Source organism: Saccharopolyspora spinosa NRRL 18395 (assembly GCF_000194155.1).
Classification (GTDB): domain Bacteria; phylum Actinomycetota; class Actinomycetes; order Mycobacteriales; family Pseudonocardiaceae; genus Saccharopolyspora; species Saccharopolyspora spinosa.
Map to the genome: position 1 here is coordinate 2,049,247 of NZ_GL877879.1, position 14,982 is coordinate 2,064,228.

At 69.2% G+C, this 14,982-nt stretch carries 17 protein-coding genes and 2 pseudogenes; 9 read left to right on the forward strand and 10 right to left on the reverse strand.

The window, feature by feature from the left end:
- Nucleotides 1-46 precede the first annotated feature (46 nt).
- Complete coding sequence (locus tag SSPN_RS0128675; protein WP_010311813.1) at nucleotides 47-439, forward strand: VOC family protein; 393 nt, start codon at nucleotides 47-49, stop codon at nucleotides 437-439.
- Nucleotides 440-566: 127 nt separating this feature from the next.
- Here SSPN_RS0128675 and SSPN_RS0128680 read toward each other — a convergent pair.
- Both SSPN_RS0128680 and SSPN_RS46290 read right to left on the reverse strand, forming a co-directional pair.
- Nucleotides 567-857, reverse strand: a pseudogene (locus SSPN_RS0128680) (transposase); the annotation flags it as partial.
- A 384-nt stretch (nucleotides 858-1,241) separates the two neighbouring features.
- Entirely contained in the window at nucleotides 1,242-1,787 is a 546-nt protein-coding gene (locus SSPN_RS46290) for an IS110 family transposase (protein ID WP_010311817.1), read from the reverse strand.
- Nucleotides 1,788-2,395: 608 nt separating this feature from the next.
- Between SSPN_RS46290 and SSPN_RS57150 the strand changes: the two genes are divergently transcribed.
- From SSPN_RS57150 to SSPN_RS46300, 5 genes are all read left to right on the forward strand, one after another.
- Nucleotides 2,396-2,617 carry a transposase gene (locus tag SSPN_RS57150; protein ID WP_272941784.1) on the forward strand — a complete coding sequence of 74 codons (222 nt, stop codon included), beginning with the start codon at nucleotides 2,396-2,398 and terminating at the stop codon, nucleotides 2,615-2,617.
- Nucleotides 2,618-2,827: 210 nt separating this feature from the next.
- Nucleotides 2,828-3,787 carry a type IV toxin-antitoxin system AbiEi family antitoxin gene (locus SSPN_RS0128700; RefSeq protein WP_237710766.1) on the forward strand — a complete coding sequence of 320 codons (960 nt, stop codon included), beginning with the start codon at nucleotides 2,828-2,830 and terminating at the stop codon, nucleotides 3,785-3,787.
- Nucleotides 3,788-4,009: 222 nt separating this feature from the next.
- Nucleotides 4,010-4,381: a nuclear transport factor 2 family protein gene (locus SSPN_RS0128705; RefSeq protein ID WP_237710767.1), complete on the forward strand. Its 372-nt coding sequence runs from the start codon at nucleotides 4,010-4,012 to the stop codon at nucleotides 4,379-4,381.
- An 82-nt stretch (nucleotides 4,382-4,463) separates the two neighbouring features.
- Entirely contained in the window at nucleotides 4,464-5,369 is a 906-nt protein-coding gene (locus SSPN_RS46295; protein WP_237710768.1) for an SGNH/GDSL hydrolase family protein, read from the forward strand.
- Nucleotides 5,363-6,109, forward strand: coding sequence for a GNAT family N-acetyltransferase (locus tag SSPN_RS46300; protein WP_237710769.1), 747 nt, complete (start codon nucleotides 5,363-5,365; stop codon nucleotides 6,107-6,109). The genes SSPN_RS46295 and SSPN_RS46300 overlap by 7 nt, the downstream gene beginning before the upstream one ends.
- A 51-nt stretch (nucleotides 6,110-6,160) precedes the next feature.
- Here SSPN_RS46300 and SSPN_RS0128725 read toward each other — a convergent pair whose 3' ends face one another.
- From SSPN_RS0128725 to SSPN_RS49375, 8 genes and pseudogenes are all read right to left on the reverse strand, one after another.
- On the reverse strand, nucleotides 6,161-8,242 hold the full coding sequence (locus SSPN_RS0128725) for a xanthine dehydrogenase family protein molybdopterin-binding subunit (RefSeq protein WP_010311833.1): 2,082 nt from the start codon (nucleotides 8,240-8,242) through the stop codon (nucleotides 6,161-6,163).
- Nucleotides 8,239-9,225, reverse strand: a complete 987-nt coding sequence (locus SSPN_RS0128730) for an FAD binding domain-containing protein (RefSeq protein ID WP_010311834.1) — start codon at nucleotides 9,223-9,225, stop codon at nucleotides 8,239-8,241. Before SSPN_RS0128730 ends, SSPN_RS0128725 begins: the two co-directional genes overlap by 4 nt.
- On the reverse strand, nucleotides 9,222-9,713 hold the full coding sequence (locus tag SSPN_RS0128735) for a 2Fe-2S iron-sulfur cluster-binding protein (RefSeq protein WP_010311837.1): 492 nt from the start codon (nucleotides 9,711-9,713) through the stop codon (nucleotides 9,222-9,224). Before SSPN_RS0128735 ends, SSPN_RS0128730 begins: the two co-directional genes overlap by 4 nt.
- A gap of 64 nt (nucleotides 9,714-9,777) precedes the next feature.
- Complete coding sequence (locus SSPN_RS0128740) at nucleotides 9,778-10,011, reverse strand: hypothetical protein (protein WP_010311838.1); 234 nt, start codon at nucleotides 10,009-10,011, stop codon at nucleotides 9,778-9,780.
- A gap of 90 nt (nucleotides 10,012-10,101) precedes the next feature.
- A complete protein-coding gene (gene ligD / locus SSPN_RS62265) occupies nucleotides 10,102-10,560 on the reverse strand; it encodes a non-homologous end-joining DNA ligase LigD (RefSeq protein WP_337466360.1) in 459 nt (152 codons plus the stop codon).
- Nucleotides 10,561-10,604: 44 nt separating this feature from the next.
- Nucleotides 10,605-10,892: pseudogene (gene ligD, locus SSPN_RS62270) on the reverse strand (non-homologous end-joining DNA ligase LigD); the annotation flags it as partial.
- Nucleotides 10,893-11,024: 132 nt separating this feature from the next.
- Nucleotides 11,025-11,594, reverse strand: coding sequence for a DNA polymerase ligase N-terminal domain-containing protein (locus tag SSPN_RS0128750; RefSeq protein WP_010311841.1), 570 nt, complete (start codon nucleotides 11,592-11,594; stop codon nucleotides 11,025-11,027).
- A gap of 336 nt (nucleotides 11,595-11,930) precedes the next feature.
- Nucleotides 11,931-12,515 (reverse strand): beta/alpha barrel domain-containing protein, encoded by a 585-nt coding sequence (locus tag SSPN_RS49375; protein WP_143539658.1) that lies wholly within the window; start codon nucleotides 12,513-12,515, stop codon nucleotides 11,931-11,933.
- A gap of 218 nt (nucleotides 12,516-12,733) precedes the next feature.
- Between SSPN_RS49375 and SSPN_RS49380 the strand changes: the two genes are divergently transcribed.
- The 3 genes from SSPN_RS49380 (at nucleotide 12,734) to SSPN_RS0128770 (ending at nucleotide 14,687) form a co-directional block, all read left to right on the forward strand.
- Entirely contained in the window at nucleotides 12,734-13,282 is a 549-nt protein-coding gene (locus tag SSPN_RS49380) for an acyl-CoA dehydrogenase family protein (RefSeq protein WP_029535804.1), read from the forward strand.
- The gene (locus SSPN_RS46320; protein WP_010311847.1) at nucleotides 13,194-14,375 is read left to right on the forward strand and encodes an acyl-CoA dehydrogenase family protein; all 1,182 of its coding nucleotides are present in this window, start codon (nucleotides 13,194-13,196) and stop codon (nucleotides 14,373-14,375) included. Before SSPN_RS49380 ends, SSPN_RS46320 begins: the two co-directional genes overlap by 89 nt.
- A gap of 96 nt (nucleotides 14,376-14,471) precedes the next feature.
- Nucleotides 14,472-14,687, forward strand: coding sequence for a hypothetical protein (locus SSPN_RS0128770; RefSeq protein WP_010311848.1), 216 nt, complete (start codon nucleotides 14,472-14,474; stop codon nucleotides 14,685-14,687).
- Nucleotides 14,688-14,982 lie beyond the last annotated feature (295 nt).

A 14,982-nucleotide genomic window follows, 5' to 3' on the forward strand; every position in this document is an offset into this window, starting at 1 on the left:
CTAGTCTCAGGAGTACCGCAGCACGACGAGGAAAGCGAGCAAACTCATGGCCGTTCAGCTCAACCACACGATCGTCGCCACCACCGACAAGATCGCCAATGCGCGGTTCGTCGCCGATCTGCTCGGGCTGCCCGATCCGCAACCCTTCGGGCCGTTCATGTGCGTCCAGACCAGCAACGACGTCACGCTGGACTACCTGGAGACCGGCGAGGAGATCACCCCGCAGCACTACGCGTTCCTGATCAGCGAAGGCGAATTCGACGAGATCTTTGCGCGGATCCAGGCGCGGGGACTGCCCTACTGGGCGGACCCCGGGCACCACGAGGCGGGGCGGATCAACACCCGGGACGGCGGCCGCGGCGTCTACTTCGACGACCCCGACGGCCACGTCCTGGAGATCCTCACCCGCCCCTACGGCAGCGGCGACCAATCCAGCTGACCCACTACCTGGCCATGTCAGGGCCCGTGCGCGTTTTGGCCGCTACTGAGGCTGCTTTAGAAGGTGCGGGTGAAGCGAACGGACCGTTCGTGCCGCCTACGGAAGCGAACGGATGCTCCTATAGATGTCAAGCGGCGGGTGCAAGGTCGTTTTGGGTGACTTGTGTGGTGGTCAGGGCGTGGTAGACCTCGCGGGCGACGAATCGTTTGAGGCAGCGCATGATCTCTTTCTTCGAGAGTCCTTCCTTGGTGCGGCGTTGGACGTAGGCGCGGGTGCGTTCGTCGTGGCGCATGCGGACCAGGACGATGGTGTGCAGGGCGTTGTTGGCGGCGCGGTCGCCGCCGCGGTTGAGGCGGTGGCGGTGGGTGCGGCCGGAGGACGCGGGGATCGGTGCGGCCAAACCCCCCTCCCCGGCCTCCGGAACCCGCCGTGGGGCCGCCAGCAGAAACCAACGTTCCTAGCCAAACATCGCCCCTCACGGATTCTCGTCATGCGCGCGTTCGGCGTCGCACCCGCGACATCAGAGCGACACTGCCAGCAAAACACGACATTCCACCGGGGAAGCCCGGCAAGTGTGCCCCCTTAACCCTGCCAATAGAAGAAAAGGGGCATCGGTCTCTCTCCGGCTCCAAAGCTCGGAGCCGACCGCTCGGCCCGTGAGTCGTTTCTGGTAAAACGTGATCGCGTCAGGTTGCCGCAGTAACCTCCGTCGGCCATCACCCTACGACCAGCGAGTTTCCCAGTGATGCCGGAGACCGGTAGACGGTTGTGCCTTTTGGCGGAGATCTGCGAGCGGACGGATTCAAGCGGTCGTGGCAACACCGCTTGTTTGGGGCGATTGTAGGTGATGTTCGAGGATCTCGGCAGGGGTTTTCCATCCGCCGCGGATCTGGTTCATCGCCTTGAGGGTGGTGGCGATCGCACTGCGGCGCGCGATCCGCAGCGCCCGCACCGCCTCGACCGCCCCGTCCCGGCTCTTGGGGATACCGGTGGCCCGCCCGGAAAGCACGGCCGTTGCGGCGGCGTAGGCGTCGATCGGGTCGGACTTGCCCTTCATCCGCCGCGTTGTGCGGTCCGGCCGGTCCACGTCCACGACCGCGACCCCGGCCGCGGTGAGGACCCGGGTCAGCTCGGCGCCGTAGGCGCCGGTGCCTTCCACCCCCACCGCGACCAGGTCGCCGTGGGAGCGCGTCCAGTCCAGCAGGTCCCGGTAGCCGCGGATGGTGGCCGGGAACTCCTGGTCGGCCAGGTGCCGGCCGATCGAGTCGATCACTGCGGCGTGGTGGGTCAGGCCGTGGGTGTCGACTCCACCGGTGATCTGCGGGGCGTTGTGCGTCATGCTGGTCATGTCCGTCCTTGCCAGTCCGTTCCGAGGGCGGCACGCGCCGGTCGGGCGGGTGGACAAGACAGTGACGGGGCTTCTTGGCCAAGCTCCTATGAGGTCACAAACGCCCGTCCGGCCGCGTGCGTAGCAACGCCCGGTAAGGCCGACGGATCCGTTCAAGGACAGGCAAGCCGTCAGTCCGTTCGAGGGTCAGACCCACCAGCGGCGTCACTACACACATCATCACTGTCCGTTCTAAGTATCCGTGGTCTGCGTCGGATGGGTGGAGCGAACGGACCGTTTGTGCCGTCTATCGAAGTGAAGAGTCCGTTCGCTTCACCCTCATGGGAACCGACCGGGCAAGACGTCTGCTAGGCGATCAAAGCGGGCGGACCGAGCGGCGGTCGACGATCTCCGGTGCCGCCGGCACCAGCACGTCGTGCGGCGCTTCGCCGCGCAGCTGCTCGACACCCACCGTAACCCCCCGAGAACATCGGCACGGCCCTGTTCGACGCGGGCTACTTCAGCGAGGACAACCTCACCCATCCCGGACCGGACCGGCTGATCGCACCAGGGAAATCCCGCCATATCCCGCGCGAGGCCGCCACCAAACCCGCCAGCGGCCCACCCCCATCGAGGCCATGCGGCACCGGCTACGCACCCCCGAAGCAGCGAAGCTCTACAAGAAACGCGGCGCCACCGTCGAATCCGTCAACGGCATGATCAAAGACCGCCACCGACTCCGGCGGTTCAGCCTGCGCGGCCTGACCGCTCGCCTCGGCGAACTCAACCTCACCGCCACAACCCACAACCTCCGCCGCCTGTTCACCACCCTCCACACCACCACACCCTGAACAAAGGGGGGCCGGCCTCCAGCCCACCCCCTTGTCCAGCAACCACAACACCCAAAACCAAAACCGCAACAGGCTCCTATCGAGGCGAACAGGCCGTTCAGTCCAAAACATCCATTGGGGTGACGCGAATTATCCACAGGCCGTCTGTTCATCCACGGATATGAAAAGGGGTCTGGCGGTGATGATCCACCGTCTACCACAGTGATTCGCATGCCAAAGCGAGCTCTGATCGACTGGGATGCGGTGTCGACCCTTGCCAGCCATAAGATCATCACGGCGAGAGAACTGGACCTGCTTGGCGTCCCGCGACGAACAGTTCACCGACGAGCAAGCAGGGACGGCCCCTGGACCCGCCTGCTCCCGGGCGTGCTGTTGCTGAGCAACGGGACACCCACGAACCGTCAGCGGCTGGAGTCGGCGCTGCGCTACGCAGGAGAAGGCGCGCAGTTGACCGGCCTTCCAGCTGCCGAACTGCACGGCCTCCAGCGAATGCCGCCTTTCTCGGAGGTGCACGTGCTGATACCGGAAGCACGCAAGCGGACGTCCACCGGCTACGTGGTCGTCGAGCGAACTTCGCGTCTTCCCGAACCGCATATCCGCTCCGGATTTCCGACAGCTCCGCTTGCGCGAGCCGTCCTCGATGCGGCGCGGCGGTTCACCAACATCGACCAGATTCGCGCGCTGCTGGCCGAGCCGGTTCAACGAGGATTGGTCGATCCGTCGGCCCTCGCCGAAGAGTTGGAAGGGGGCTCATGCCGAGGCACGGCGCGGTGCCGGGAAGTCATGCGCGAAATGCTCGCCGACGTCCACTCACCAGCGGAAGGATGGGCGTACCGACTGCTGAAGCGCAGTGATCTTCCACAGATGCAGTGGAATGTCCGCCTACTCGACCCCACCGGAAAACTGCTGGGCATCCCCGACGGCTGGCTGGACGATGTCGCGTTGGCGTGGCAGATCGATTCACTCGAATACCACCTGTCGCCGGCCGACTACGCGCTCACCGTGCGTCGGCACACGGCTATGACGGCAGCCGGGATCGTCGTGGTACACACGCTCCCATCACAGCTCCGGACCGAGCCGCAAGAAGTGTTGGCGGAGTTGCGCAACGCGTACCAACAGGCGCTGCGCCGTCCACGCCCACCCGTCACCGCCGTCACCCGAATCAAATGAGGAGAAGCGAACGGCCTGTTCACTCCACCTATCGAGGCGAACGGCCCGTTCGCACCACCACTCCCGGCACGCTCGGCTGAGGCGAACGGACCGTTTGCGCCGTCTATCGAGGCGAACGGGCCGTTCGCTTCCGCAGCTGCGAACGGTGCGCTACTGGGGTTTCCGGAGCCTGCGCTTGCGCGTTGCGGGTGTCAGACTGTTCGGACCATGAACTGGGAGCGAGTGCTTGAGTGGGTTGGCGGGTACGAGCGGGCGTGGCGGACGCCCGGGGTTGACGTGCTCGCCGAGATCTTCACCTTGGACGCGACGTACCAGCAGGCCCCGTACCTCGAGCCCGTTGTGGGGCTCGACGCCATCGGGCGGATGTGGGAGGCCGAGCGCGTCGGGCCCGGCGAGGAGTTCCGGCTGACGAGCAGCCCGGTGGCGCTCGAAGGCGACACCGCCGTCGTCCGGGTGGAGGTCCGCTACGGCGGCCCGGTGCCCCAGGAGTACCGGGACCTGTGGATCGTGCGGTTCGCCCTGGACGGGAAGTGCCTGGCCTTCGAGGAATGGCCGTTCTGGCCCGACAAGGACTACCGCGCCGAACCCCGCTGACACGCCGATTCTTCGCCAAGCGGTCGCCGGATAGTCACCGCCGCCTCACCGCCGCAGGAGGCTCGGCGATCACCATGCTCACGTGCAGGACGCGATCACGGCGGGCCCGCCCGGCCCGCGACGAACACGGACCCTGGCGGTGCTCGGCGATTCGGTTGCCGTGGGCATGGGCGATCCGGTGGTCGGCGGGTGGCGCGGGTTCGCGCCGCTGCTGGCCGAAGCGCTCGGCGCCGGGGAGCTGACGAACGTGGCATCGAGCGGGGCGCGCGTCGCAGCCGTGCACGACGCCCAGTTGCCCGCCGCCCTCAGTGCCACGCCGGATGCGGCCGTGGTGATGGTCGGCATGAACGACACGATGCGCTCCGACTTCGACGCCCGACGCCTGCTGCGGCAGCTCAACGACGTCGTGCGCACGCTCACCGCCGCCGGCGCGACGGTCGTGACGATCCGGTACCACGACCACGGCCGGGTCTTCCGGTTGCCCGGGCCGCTGCGGAGGGCACTGGCCAGGCGCATCGGCGAGCTCAACCGGATCTTGGACGCCGTCGCCGAGACGCATGCCATCGGTGTGGTGGACCTGGACCGGTTGCCGGGCACCTATAGCCCGGCAACGTGGAGCATCGACCGCTTGCACCCGTCCGAACTCGGGCACCGGATGCTCGCGGCAGCCTTCGCCGACCGGTTCGCGGCAGCCGGGTTGGCCGTGTCCGGCGAGGTCTCGCTGGAATGCTCCGGGGGCGCGCGGGTCAGCGGCTTCGACCACCTGCGGTGGCTGCTCGCCAAGGGTCTGCCGTGGCTGCTCGGACGCGGTCACGACCTGCTCTGGTTTTCCTTGCGGACCCTGCTGGACGCCGCGCTGGGCAAGCGGCGAACCGGACCACATCTGTCCGTTGAGGACATTCGGAGCTCGGAGGGGGAAACGGCTGAGCACCTTCGCGATGTCGGACGAGGATGCACCCGGCCGACTCCGAACGGAGATGCATGTTAAGTCATCCGCTCGCCGAAGACGCCGTGCTGACCGAAGATGCCGTGCTGACACCGCTCGAATCCCGGCAGGCGGCGGAATTCGCCGCGCATGCCGACCGCTACCGCGAAGACTTCGCGCCGTGGCTCCCGTGGGCCGGACTCGTCGCAGACGAAACCGCGGCCAGGAACTTCCTCCAGCGCTACGCCGACGGGCAGGCCAGCGACCCGAAGGCCAGCGACCCGAAGGCCGCCGATGACGGCCGGATCTACGGGACAAGGCTGCACGGCGAGCTCGTCGGCGGGAGCCTTTTGCGGATCTTCGACGTGCCCGCCGGGGTGTGCGAACTCGGCGTCTGGCTCGCGCCGGAGGCGCAGGGCCGCGGCCTGATCACCCGCGCCGCGACGCACCTGATCGGTTCGGTGTTCGACGTGCGGGGCATGAGCCGGGTGGAAATGGCGCAACGACGCGGACAACCACCCGAGCAAAGCGGTCGCCGGGCGCCTGGGTACGACGCTTGGACGGAGTGCTGCGCGAGCAGTTCCCCCACCAGGGCCGTCGCCGCGACACCGAGGTCTGGTCCCTCCGCGCCGCAGAGTGGCGCGCAAGATGAGCGCTTAGCCGGTTTCATCGGGCGGGTTCTCGCTACCGATCGACCGGTTGGCGCATGCCGTGATCTGGGTCGGGTCGCAGGTGCCGTCCGGGCGGGCCGAACGCATTGGACATACCCAAATCGGGGATCCCGGAGTCCAGACGGCGTCTGAGGTCCCGCACCGCCACGCAGGACGAGCCTGGCAACAGCCGCCACAACAGGGTCAGGTGAGGAACCTGTCCAGGGTGATGGGCAGGTCCCGGACCCGGATTCCGGTTGCGTGGTGGCCGGCGTTGGCTATCGCCGCCGCCGTGCCCACGATGCCGAGCTCGCCGATCCCCTTTGCACCCATCGGATTCACGTACGGGTCGTGCTCGTCGATCCAGTCCGCCTCGATGCTGCCGATGTCGGCGTTGACCGGGATGTGGTACCCGGCGAAGTCGTGGTTGACCACGTGGCCGAACCGGTGGTCTACCACGCTGTGCTCGTGCAGCGCCATCGACAGCCCCATAGTCATCCCGCCGATCAGCTGCGACCGCCCGGTCTTGGCGTTGATCATCCGGCCGACCGCGAAGATCCCCAGCAGCCGCGGCACCCGCACCTCCCCGGTGCTGGTGTGCACCCGTACCTCGGCGAACTGCGCGCCGAAGCTGTGCATCGACATCTGCCCGGCGTACGGGTTGTCCGGGATCGCCCCGGTGACCTCGACGCCCTCGTCGGGGATCGGGCTGCTGCTGGGCAGCTCCGCGCGCAGCCGGCGGGCCGCGTCCACGATCGCCGAGCCCCAGCACAGGATCCCGGTCGAGCCGCCGGCACCGGAGGCGTACGGCAGATCGGTGTCGCCGATGCTCAGCACCACCTCGGACATCTCGACGCCCAGCGCGTCCGCAGCTATCTGGGTGAGCGAGGTCCACGCCCCGGTGCCGATGTCGGCGGCCCCGATGAGGACCCGGTACCGGCCGTCCGGCCTGGCCTGGATTGTGGCCCGCGAGCCCGGCATGCTGAACACCGGATACGTCGAGGCGGCCACCCCGGTGCCGACCAGCCAGGGCCCGTCGCGGTGCGCGCGCGGCGCCGGGTCGCGCTCCGCCCAACCGAACCGCTGGGCGCCCTCGCGCAGGCACGCGACCAGGTTCCGGCTGGAGAACGGCCGCCCCGTCTCAGGGTCGGTCTCCGGTTCGTTGCGGATGCGGAACTCGACGGGGTCCAGGCCGCAGGCGATCGCCATCTCGTCCATCGCGACCTCCAGGCCGAACATGCCCGGGGCTTCGCCGGGCGCGCGCATCCATGACGGCACCGGGACGTCGAGCTCGACGAGCCGGTGCGTGGTGCGGCGGGTTGGGGACATGAGGCGGGTCGGCACGGCGGTCTGCTCGGCGAACTCCTTGATCCGGGAGGTCTGCTCGACCACGTCGTGGCTGATCGCGGTCAGCCGGCCGGACGCATCGCTGCCCATGCGGATCCGCTGGATGGTGCCGGTGCGGTAGCCGACCACCGAGAACATCTGCTGCCGGGTCAGCACGAGCTTCGCCGGGCGCGGGGCGACGAGCTGCGCCGCCATCGCGGCCAGCACCACGTGCGCGTGCGGCAGCCCCTTCGAACCGAAGCCGCCGCCGGTGTGCGGGCAGACCACGTGGATCCGTTGCGGGTCCATGCCGAACAGTGCCGCGATGGAGTCGCGCACCCAGTGCACACCCTGCGTGGAGTCGTAGAGGGTGAGTTCGTTGTCGGACCAGATCGCGATGGTGGCGTGCGGCTCCAACGGGTTGTTGTGCTCCTGCGGCGTGGTGTAGGTGGCGTCGAGGAGCACTGCCGCCGAGGCGAGGGCGTCGTCCACGTCACCGTCGGTGGTGTCGGTCTGGAAGCCGCCGTTGACCTCGTCGGGTTTGACCAGGTCGGCGCGGGCGGCGTGGAACGAGACGTCGTGCTCGCGCGGTTCGTAGCTCAGCCGCACCAGGTTCGCCGCGCGCCGCGCGGCTTCCGCGCTCTCGGCCAGCACACCGCCGATGAACTGCCCTCGGAAGGCGACCTCTGGCGATTGCAGGATCGCCAGTTCGGCGTCCTGCGTCGAGGCCAGCCGTGGCGCGTTCTCGTGGGTCAGCACGTCCACCACGCCCTGTTCGGCCATCGCCTCCGTGGCGTCGATGCCGGTGATGCGGCCAAGCGCGATGCGGGACTGCAGCGGGAACACGTACACCGGCCGGTCGACCGGGTGCTCGGCGGCGTACAGGGCTGCGCCCCGGACCTTCTCGGCACCCTCGATGCGGTCGATCGGCGCGCCTATCAAGGGGGTCGTGACGGTCATCGCCGCACCTCCAGGAGCTCGGTGAGGATTCCGACGATCATGTTGTGCGCCAACGGGATCTTGAACTCGTTGCCGGGAAGCGGGCGGGCGTCGGCGAGCTCCGCAGCGGCTGCCTCACGGAACTCCTCCTCCGTCGCGGCGGCACCGCGCAGCACCGCCTCGGCCCGCGTCGCCCGCCACGGCTTGTGCGCGACACCGCCCAACGCCAGCCGGACGTCGCGCACCTCGCCGTCGGCGACGTCCAGCGCAGCGGCCACCGATACCAGCGCGAACGCGTAGGAAGCGCGGTCGCGGGCCTTGCGGTACTGGGAGTTCGCCGCGAAGTCCAGCGACGGGATGTCGATGGAGGTGATCAGCTCACCGTGCTCCAGGACCGTGTCCCGCTCGGGCTCGTCCTCGGGCAGCCGATGCAGCCCGACCAGCGGAATCGCCCGCTGCCCGTGCGGCCCCTGGGTGTTGGCCACCGCATCGAGCGCGACCATCGCCACCGCCATGTCCGACGGGTGCGTGGCGGCGCACGACTCGGAGGCGCCGAGGATCGCGTGCTCGCGGTGGAAGCCGTCCCTCGCCGAGCAGCCCGTCCCGGGATCCCGTTTGTTGCAGGGCGTCGTGACGTCTTGGAAGTACACGCATCTGGTGCGCTGCAACAGGTTCCCACCAGCCGTCGCGAGGTTGCGCAGCTGGCCGGAAGCGCCCGCCAGTACCGCCTGCGACAACATCGGGAAGCGGTCGCGGATCACCGGATCGGCCGCCAGGGCGCTGTTGGTGACCGCGGCGCCGATGCGCACGAACTCGGGGTGCTGCGCGACCCGGTCGGAGGTCAGCTGCCGGACGTCGACCAGCACGTCCGGCTGCTCGACCTCCAGCTTCATCAGATCGACCAGGTTCGTGCCGCCCGCCAAGAACTCCGCGTTGGGCATTGCGGCGAGGGTGCTCACCGCGGTACCGACGTCGGGGGCGAGCTGGTAGCGGAACGGCTTCATCGCTGCGCCACCTCCGCGATGGCGGGGACGATGTTGGCGTACGCGCCGCAGCGGCAGAGGTTTCCGCTCATCCGCTCGCGGATCTCGTCGTCGAGCCCGGCACCGTCTGGGGTGACTGCGCTCGGCTCACCGTCGTGCATCTCGCACAGCACGCCGACGGCCGACACGACCTGGCCGGGCGTGCAATATCCACATTGGAACGCGTCGTGCTCGATGAAGGCCCGCTGCACCGGGTGCAGATCCGCGCCGGCCAGGCCGTCCGCGGTGCGGAACTCCGCGCCGTCGAAGGCGACCGCCAGCATCAGGCAGCTGTTGACCCTCCGGTCCCCCAGCAGCAGGGTGCACGCGCCGCACTGGCCGTGGTCGCAGCCCTTCTTCGGGCTCGTGATCCCCAACCGCTCCCGCAGGGCGTCGAGCACGGTCGTCCGCGTGTCGACGGTGAGGCGGTGCTCGATCCCGTCCACGACGAGGGTGATTTCGGCTTCCACGGTGCCCTCACCTCCAACCTGTTACCAGGCTTACCCGCGAGGCTGCCGCGTCACGCACGCCGCTTCAGAGATCTTCCTCGTCCGCAGCTCGCTCGTCGGTGGTCTCGTCGAGGTCGTCGGGGGTCTCGTCGAGGTTGTAGATGCGGGATCGCGGCTGATCCGGCTTGATGTCGGGCACCTCCTCGGCCAGGTGTTCGTCGAGCGACTCGCCTCCCGCAGCCGCCCGAGGGGCCGGGCGGCTGCGGGTCTCCGCGCAACCAGTGCTCGGGCAGCTCGACTCCCCGTTCCACCGGGTCACCGCCGAGTTCGTCCGCGTCGAGGCGCTCCGCGCCCTGCAACGTCGTCGGTTCCTGCACCTCGGCTCTGCGCTGCGGCTCCGACAAGCTCGTCACCCCCCTTCCGGCTGACCCTGATTGTCGGGATGCGGAAAGTCGCTCCCGGATCGCGCATCCTCCAGGCCCGTCCAGGGGTCGTCCTGCTGCGCCAGCCGCCGCCCCATGTTTGCCAGGCCGTACGACTGCGGCGTCACGCGGCCGAGCTCGCCGAGGTCGAGCGGGGTCGCGGCTGGGGCTCCCGCACGGGCGCGCAGCGAGTAGGGCGCGATCATCGTCTGGCCGTAGGCGTTGCGGTTGGTGTCCAGGAAGATCCGGTCGCCACGCTTGTCCTTGCGCTGTTCGACGGTGAGCCGGTCCGGCTCACCGCGCGCCATTGCCTCGGCGAGCTCCCGGATGGCCGCCCTAACCTCGTCGAATCCCCGTTCGCCGCGCAGCGGGGCGGCGACGTGGAATCCCTTGCCGCCGGTTGCCTGCACGTGCGGCGACAGCCCGGAACCCGGAACCGCTCGCACACCAATCGCACCACGTAGCGGAGTCCCGCCAGGTCCGCTCCCTCCGGCGGGTCCAGGTCCAGCACCGCGAGGATCGGCCGGTCCAGATCATCCACTGTGGACAAGCCGACGTGGAACTCCAGGCACGCCAGGTTTGCCAGGTAGAGCAGTGTCGCCGCGTCGTCGACGACTGCGTGGTGCACCACGCCCTGGCCGCCTCGCTGCGGCACGGACGCCACGCGCACCCATTCCGGGAAGTGGTTCGACGCCTCCTTCTGGAAGAACCCGCCGGATCCGATGCCGTCCGGGAAACGGCGCAGCGTCAGCGGTTTGCCGCGCGTGTGCGCGACCATCACCGCCGCCACCGACCGGAAGTACTCGACCACGTCATGCTTCCGGTAGCCGTCATCGGGGTACAGGACCTTCGCCGGGTTGGACAGCTCGATCCGCCGCCCCTCGACCTCGATCTGCGCGGCCACGGGCGATCACCACAACTCGTCGTGGGTCCGGCCGGTCAGCACTGATTCGGGCTGCGCGCGGACCAGGTTGCGCCGCCGGTCGGCGCCCTCGTCGTCCACCTTCAACAGCAACCACTGCTCACGGCCGCGGAAGTCGGTGCGGGACAGGGTGAAAGCCCCGCGCAGCTTCTCGCCGTCCAGCCAGACCTTGACGTGCCCGGCGGAGAGCCCGTCTGCCATCGCGACCGGCTCGCCGCCCCGCTCGGTGTCGTTGCGGTGCGTTCCGGTGTCCCAGACGACGACCGTGGCCGCGCCGTAGCCCCCCGGGATCTCGCCCTCGCCCTCGACGTAGTCGAGCGGGTGGTCCTCGTTCGGGGTGGCCAGCCGCTTCTCGCGCGGGTCCAGCGACGGGCCTTTGGGCACCACCCACGACTTGAGCACGCCGTCGACCTCCAGCCGGAAGTCGTAGCCCAGGCTCGACCTTTCGTCCTTCTGCACCACGAACCGGGGCTCGTCGCCCGGCTCGCCACCGGAGGGTTTCCCGGAGCGTTCGAGATCGCTTTTGTGGTGGTAGGTGGACAGCTTCTTCCCGGACATTCTGTCGGCGTACCCGACGCGCGGCCGGGTTTAACCGGCACCCGATCGATCAGGAACCGGACGGGCCGGCAGGAGGCGGGTGAAGCGAACGGACCGTTCGTGCCGCCTACCGAAGCGAACAGTCCGTTCACTTCAAACCCCGAGACCGACCACCGCACTCACCGCGCTACCCGGAACGGGATCGGGAAGCCCCCGAGGGGCGCTCACGAGGAGTTCGGTGGCGGGTGTGCCGTCAGCGGAGTCCGGAAAGCACGTTCCCGGGTTCGGTGACCAGGTTCGCCAGCACCTCCGCGACCGTGGTGGGCCGGTCGAAGTAGCCGATGGACTGGCCCGTTGTCAGGGACGGCGTAGCGGGACCCGCAGGTCGGCGACGAAATCCCGGTCCTCGTCCGGGATTTCCGCCTCGATCGCGGCCCGGTCGTCGCGCTCGGGCATGCCCTTGGGCAGGACGAGGTCGATGCCGAACGGGCGGCCGCGGATGCGGTCGCGGATGCAGTCGCGGATGTCGGAGGGTCCGGCTTCGATCTCCGTCGGCGTGGACCGCGTCGCGCCACACACGCCGAGCCCTCCGCTGGCGCACACGATGGCGACCACCTCGGTGCTGTGGGTGAAGCCGAACACGGGTGTTCGACGTCGATGAGCCGGGAGAACGCCTCGCTGACGGGAAGGCTCTTGCTGTCCAATTCCAGAACCGCTGCGCGCGTTGGCTTCCGGCACGACCATCACCGCTCCGGTGCTGAGCGCCGACGAGGTGCGTGCAGAACGCTCCGGATCCGGCTGGACGTTGCACGGCATCGCGGAGTTCGTGCCGGACGGGCAGGTCGCCGACCGGCTGCCGGTCGCCGCGCGAACCCCTGACGGCAACGCGCTTTTCGCCGTCGCCGCGCCGAAGCCGGGCGTGACCCGCCGACGGCTCGACATGATCGACCTGACACGCCCGATGTCGATGGTCGTCCTCGAGTCCGCCGCGGGCCGGGCGCTCTGCGAACCTGATGCGCAGCCGCGGATCGCGCGGGTGCTGGACGCGGCCGCCATCGCCCTGGCAGTCGAGCAGGTCGGCGGCGCGGCGCGATGCCTGGAGCTGACCGTCGCGCACGCGCAGACGCGCGGAAACTCAGCCGATGTGTACTGCGTTCCGCGTGAGTGTCGCGCACGCGCGGACGCGCGAGCAGTTCGGCCGTCCGATCGGATCGTTCCAGGCGGTCAAGCACATGTGCGCGGACATGCTGCGAGCGATCGAACCAGCCCGGTCGGCCGTGTACTACGCGGCCCGCGCGGCGGCCGACGGCTCACCGGAGGCACCGATGCTGGCCAGCTTGGTCAAAGCGCCTTGCGCCGATTTGTACACCGACGCCGCCAGCGCCACCGCCCAGATCCACGGCGGGCTCGGCTACAGCTGGGAGCACGACGCGCACCTCCACTTCAAGCGGGCGAAGACCAGCGAGCTGCTGTTCAGCGACCCAGCTCAGCACCGCGCGAGGCTGGCCGACCTGGCAGGACTGTGCGGAGCACTGGCGTGCCCGGAAACTGGGAAGAGGACGTGGACGGGAAACCGGGAAGAGGACGTGACCGGAAACCTGGAAGAGGAACTGCGCAGAAGTGCGTCACTGGATCGCCGCCCACCGGGCCGAGGCGATGCACGCGGTCGGCGCGCACCCGCCGCACGAACACCGCGCCGACGAACGTGAGGATCGCTGGCTGGACCTGCTGCGCGAGGGCCGCTGGGTGTGCCTGTCCTGGACCCAGGAGTACGGCGGACGTGCCCTGGGAGAGCTCGAATGCCTCGCGGTCGGGGAGGAATTCGCCCGCGCCGGAGTTCGCCGCCCGCACCTTGGAATGGGCGAGTCGCTCGTGGCCCCGGTGCTGCTGGCGCGCGGCACGGAGGAGCAGAAACGCCGCTTCCTGCCTCGCATCCTGTCCGGGGAGGACGGGTACTCCCGAGGGGTCTCCGAACCCGGCGCGGGATCGGACCTCGCGAGCCTGCGCACCACGGGCGTCGTCGACGGCGACGAACTGGTCGTCCACGGGCACAAGATCTGGACGTCCGGCGCGACCGAGGCGAACATGATGTTCCTGCTCTGCCGCACCGACCCGGACGCCGAGCGGCACCGCGCCCTGACTTACGAGCTCGTGCCGATGTCCGGCCACGGCATCGGAGTCCGCCCGATCCGGCAGATGGCTGGCGGGGCGGGTTACTGCGAGGAGTTCATCGACGGTGCCCGCGCCCCGCTGTCCAACGTGATCCGGCGGTCTCGGCAACGGCCGGCTCGTCGCGATGACCACGCTCGGCGCCGAGCAAGCGGGCGAGATCACCGCGCGGTACCTGGTTACCGCGCGGAGTTCGACCACTTGGTGGCGCGGCTGCGCGACCTCGGCAGGCTGGCCGATCCGCTGGTGCGCGACGAGCTCGCCCGGCTGCTGATCCGCGTCGAGCTGATGCGCTACACGGGCCGCCGCGTCGCCGTTGAGCTGCACGCGGGAACGCGGTCCGGGAGCTGCTGGCGATCGACAAGATCAACTGGTCGGAGCTGCACTGCGACCTCGTTGCCGCCGCGTTGTCCCTGCGGGGGCTCGGCGGCCTGGTCCACCCGGGCGGCGGCTACCGGGGCGACGAGTTCCAGCGCGCCTTCCTGGGAGCCGCGGGCGCCGGATCGCCCGCGGCACCAACCATATCCAGCGCAACATCATCGCCGAGCGCGTCCTCGGCCCGCCGAAGTGGTCACGCGGCGCACGGCACCCCGGCTTGGCGCCGCTGTGAGCGGAGTGGGGTGGTCGCGTTGAGACGATCGGGTGAAGTCTGGAACCGGGCGCAGCAGATTTTGTTCCCATGAGAAGAGAAACCGACAGGCGGTGCGGCCGACCCCAGGGAGACGAACCATGCAGCAGCACGTGCACGCCGAGCTGATCGGCGGCCCCGAAGACGGCCGCTCGTTCATCATCCCCGCCCCGGAGACGGATTTACCGATCGGGCAGTTCACCTTCCCGGCGCCCCGCGACGGCGAGGCACCGTACGCCCGCTACGACCGGCAAGACCGCCGCGCGGACGGCGTGTGGCGCTACCAGTACGCGGGTGAGCAAGCCATCTTCCGCTGACCGGGCTCTCGTGCCCACAACGGGAATCACCGCGCCGTGACCGCTTCCGGTGTGGGCTTGGGCTCTTCCCCGGCGATCCGCGAATCCGCGTTCCTGATGTCGGGGATCTCCCGAGGTTCCGTCACCCACACCGGTCATGGCACTTTCGCCCGGCGACATCCATCACCTCATCTGCCCCAGCCAAGCGTCGCGGACCAGGTCCGCATGACGGAAACACCGGGCGCCTACCGCCACGTCCTGCTCCCCGCGGGGCCAGCAGACCACAATGGCTCCCCCGTGACCTCCACCAGGTGGC

Excerpts from the sequence above, each read along its gene's own strand:
- SSPN_RS0128675 (WP_010311813.1), top strand. The coding sequence starts at position 47 with ATGGCCGTTCAGCTCAACCACACGATCGTCGCCACCACCGACAAGATC.
- SSPN_RS46290 (WP_010311817.1), bottom strand. The coding sequence starts at position 1,787 with ATGACCAGCATGACGCACAACGCCCCGCAGATCACCGGTGGAGTCGAC.
- SSPN_RS0128700 (WP_237710766.1), top strand. The coding sequence starts at position 2,828 with ATGCCAAAGCGAGCTCTGATCGACTGGGATGCGGTGTCGACCCTTGCC.
- SSPN_RS46300 (WP_237710769.1), top strand. The coding sequence starts at position 5,363 with ATGTTAAGTCATCCGCTCGCCGAAGACGCCGTGCTGACCGAAGATGCC.
- SSPN_RS0128725 (WP_010311833.1), bottom strand. The coding sequence starts at position 8,242 with ATGACCGTCACGACCCCCTTGATAGGCGCGCCGATCGACCGCATCGAG.
- SSPN_RS0128730 (WP_010311834.1), bottom strand. The coding sequence starts at position 9,225 with ATGAAGCCGTTCCGCTACCAGCTCGCCCCCGACGTCGGTACCGCGGTG.
- SSPN_RS0128750 (WP_010311841.1), bottom strand. The coding sequence starts at position 11,594 with ATGTCCGGGAAGAAGCTGTCCACCTACCACCACAAAAGCGATCTCGAA.
- SSPN_RS49375 (WP_143539658.1), bottom strand. The coding sequence starts at position 12,515 with ATGTCGAGCCGTCGGCGGGTCACGCCCGGCTTCGGCGCGGCGACGGCG.
- SSPN_RS0128770 (WP_010311848.1), top strand. The coding sequence starts at position 14,472 with ATGCAGCAGCACGTGCACGCCGAGCTGATCGGCGGCCCCGAAGACGGC.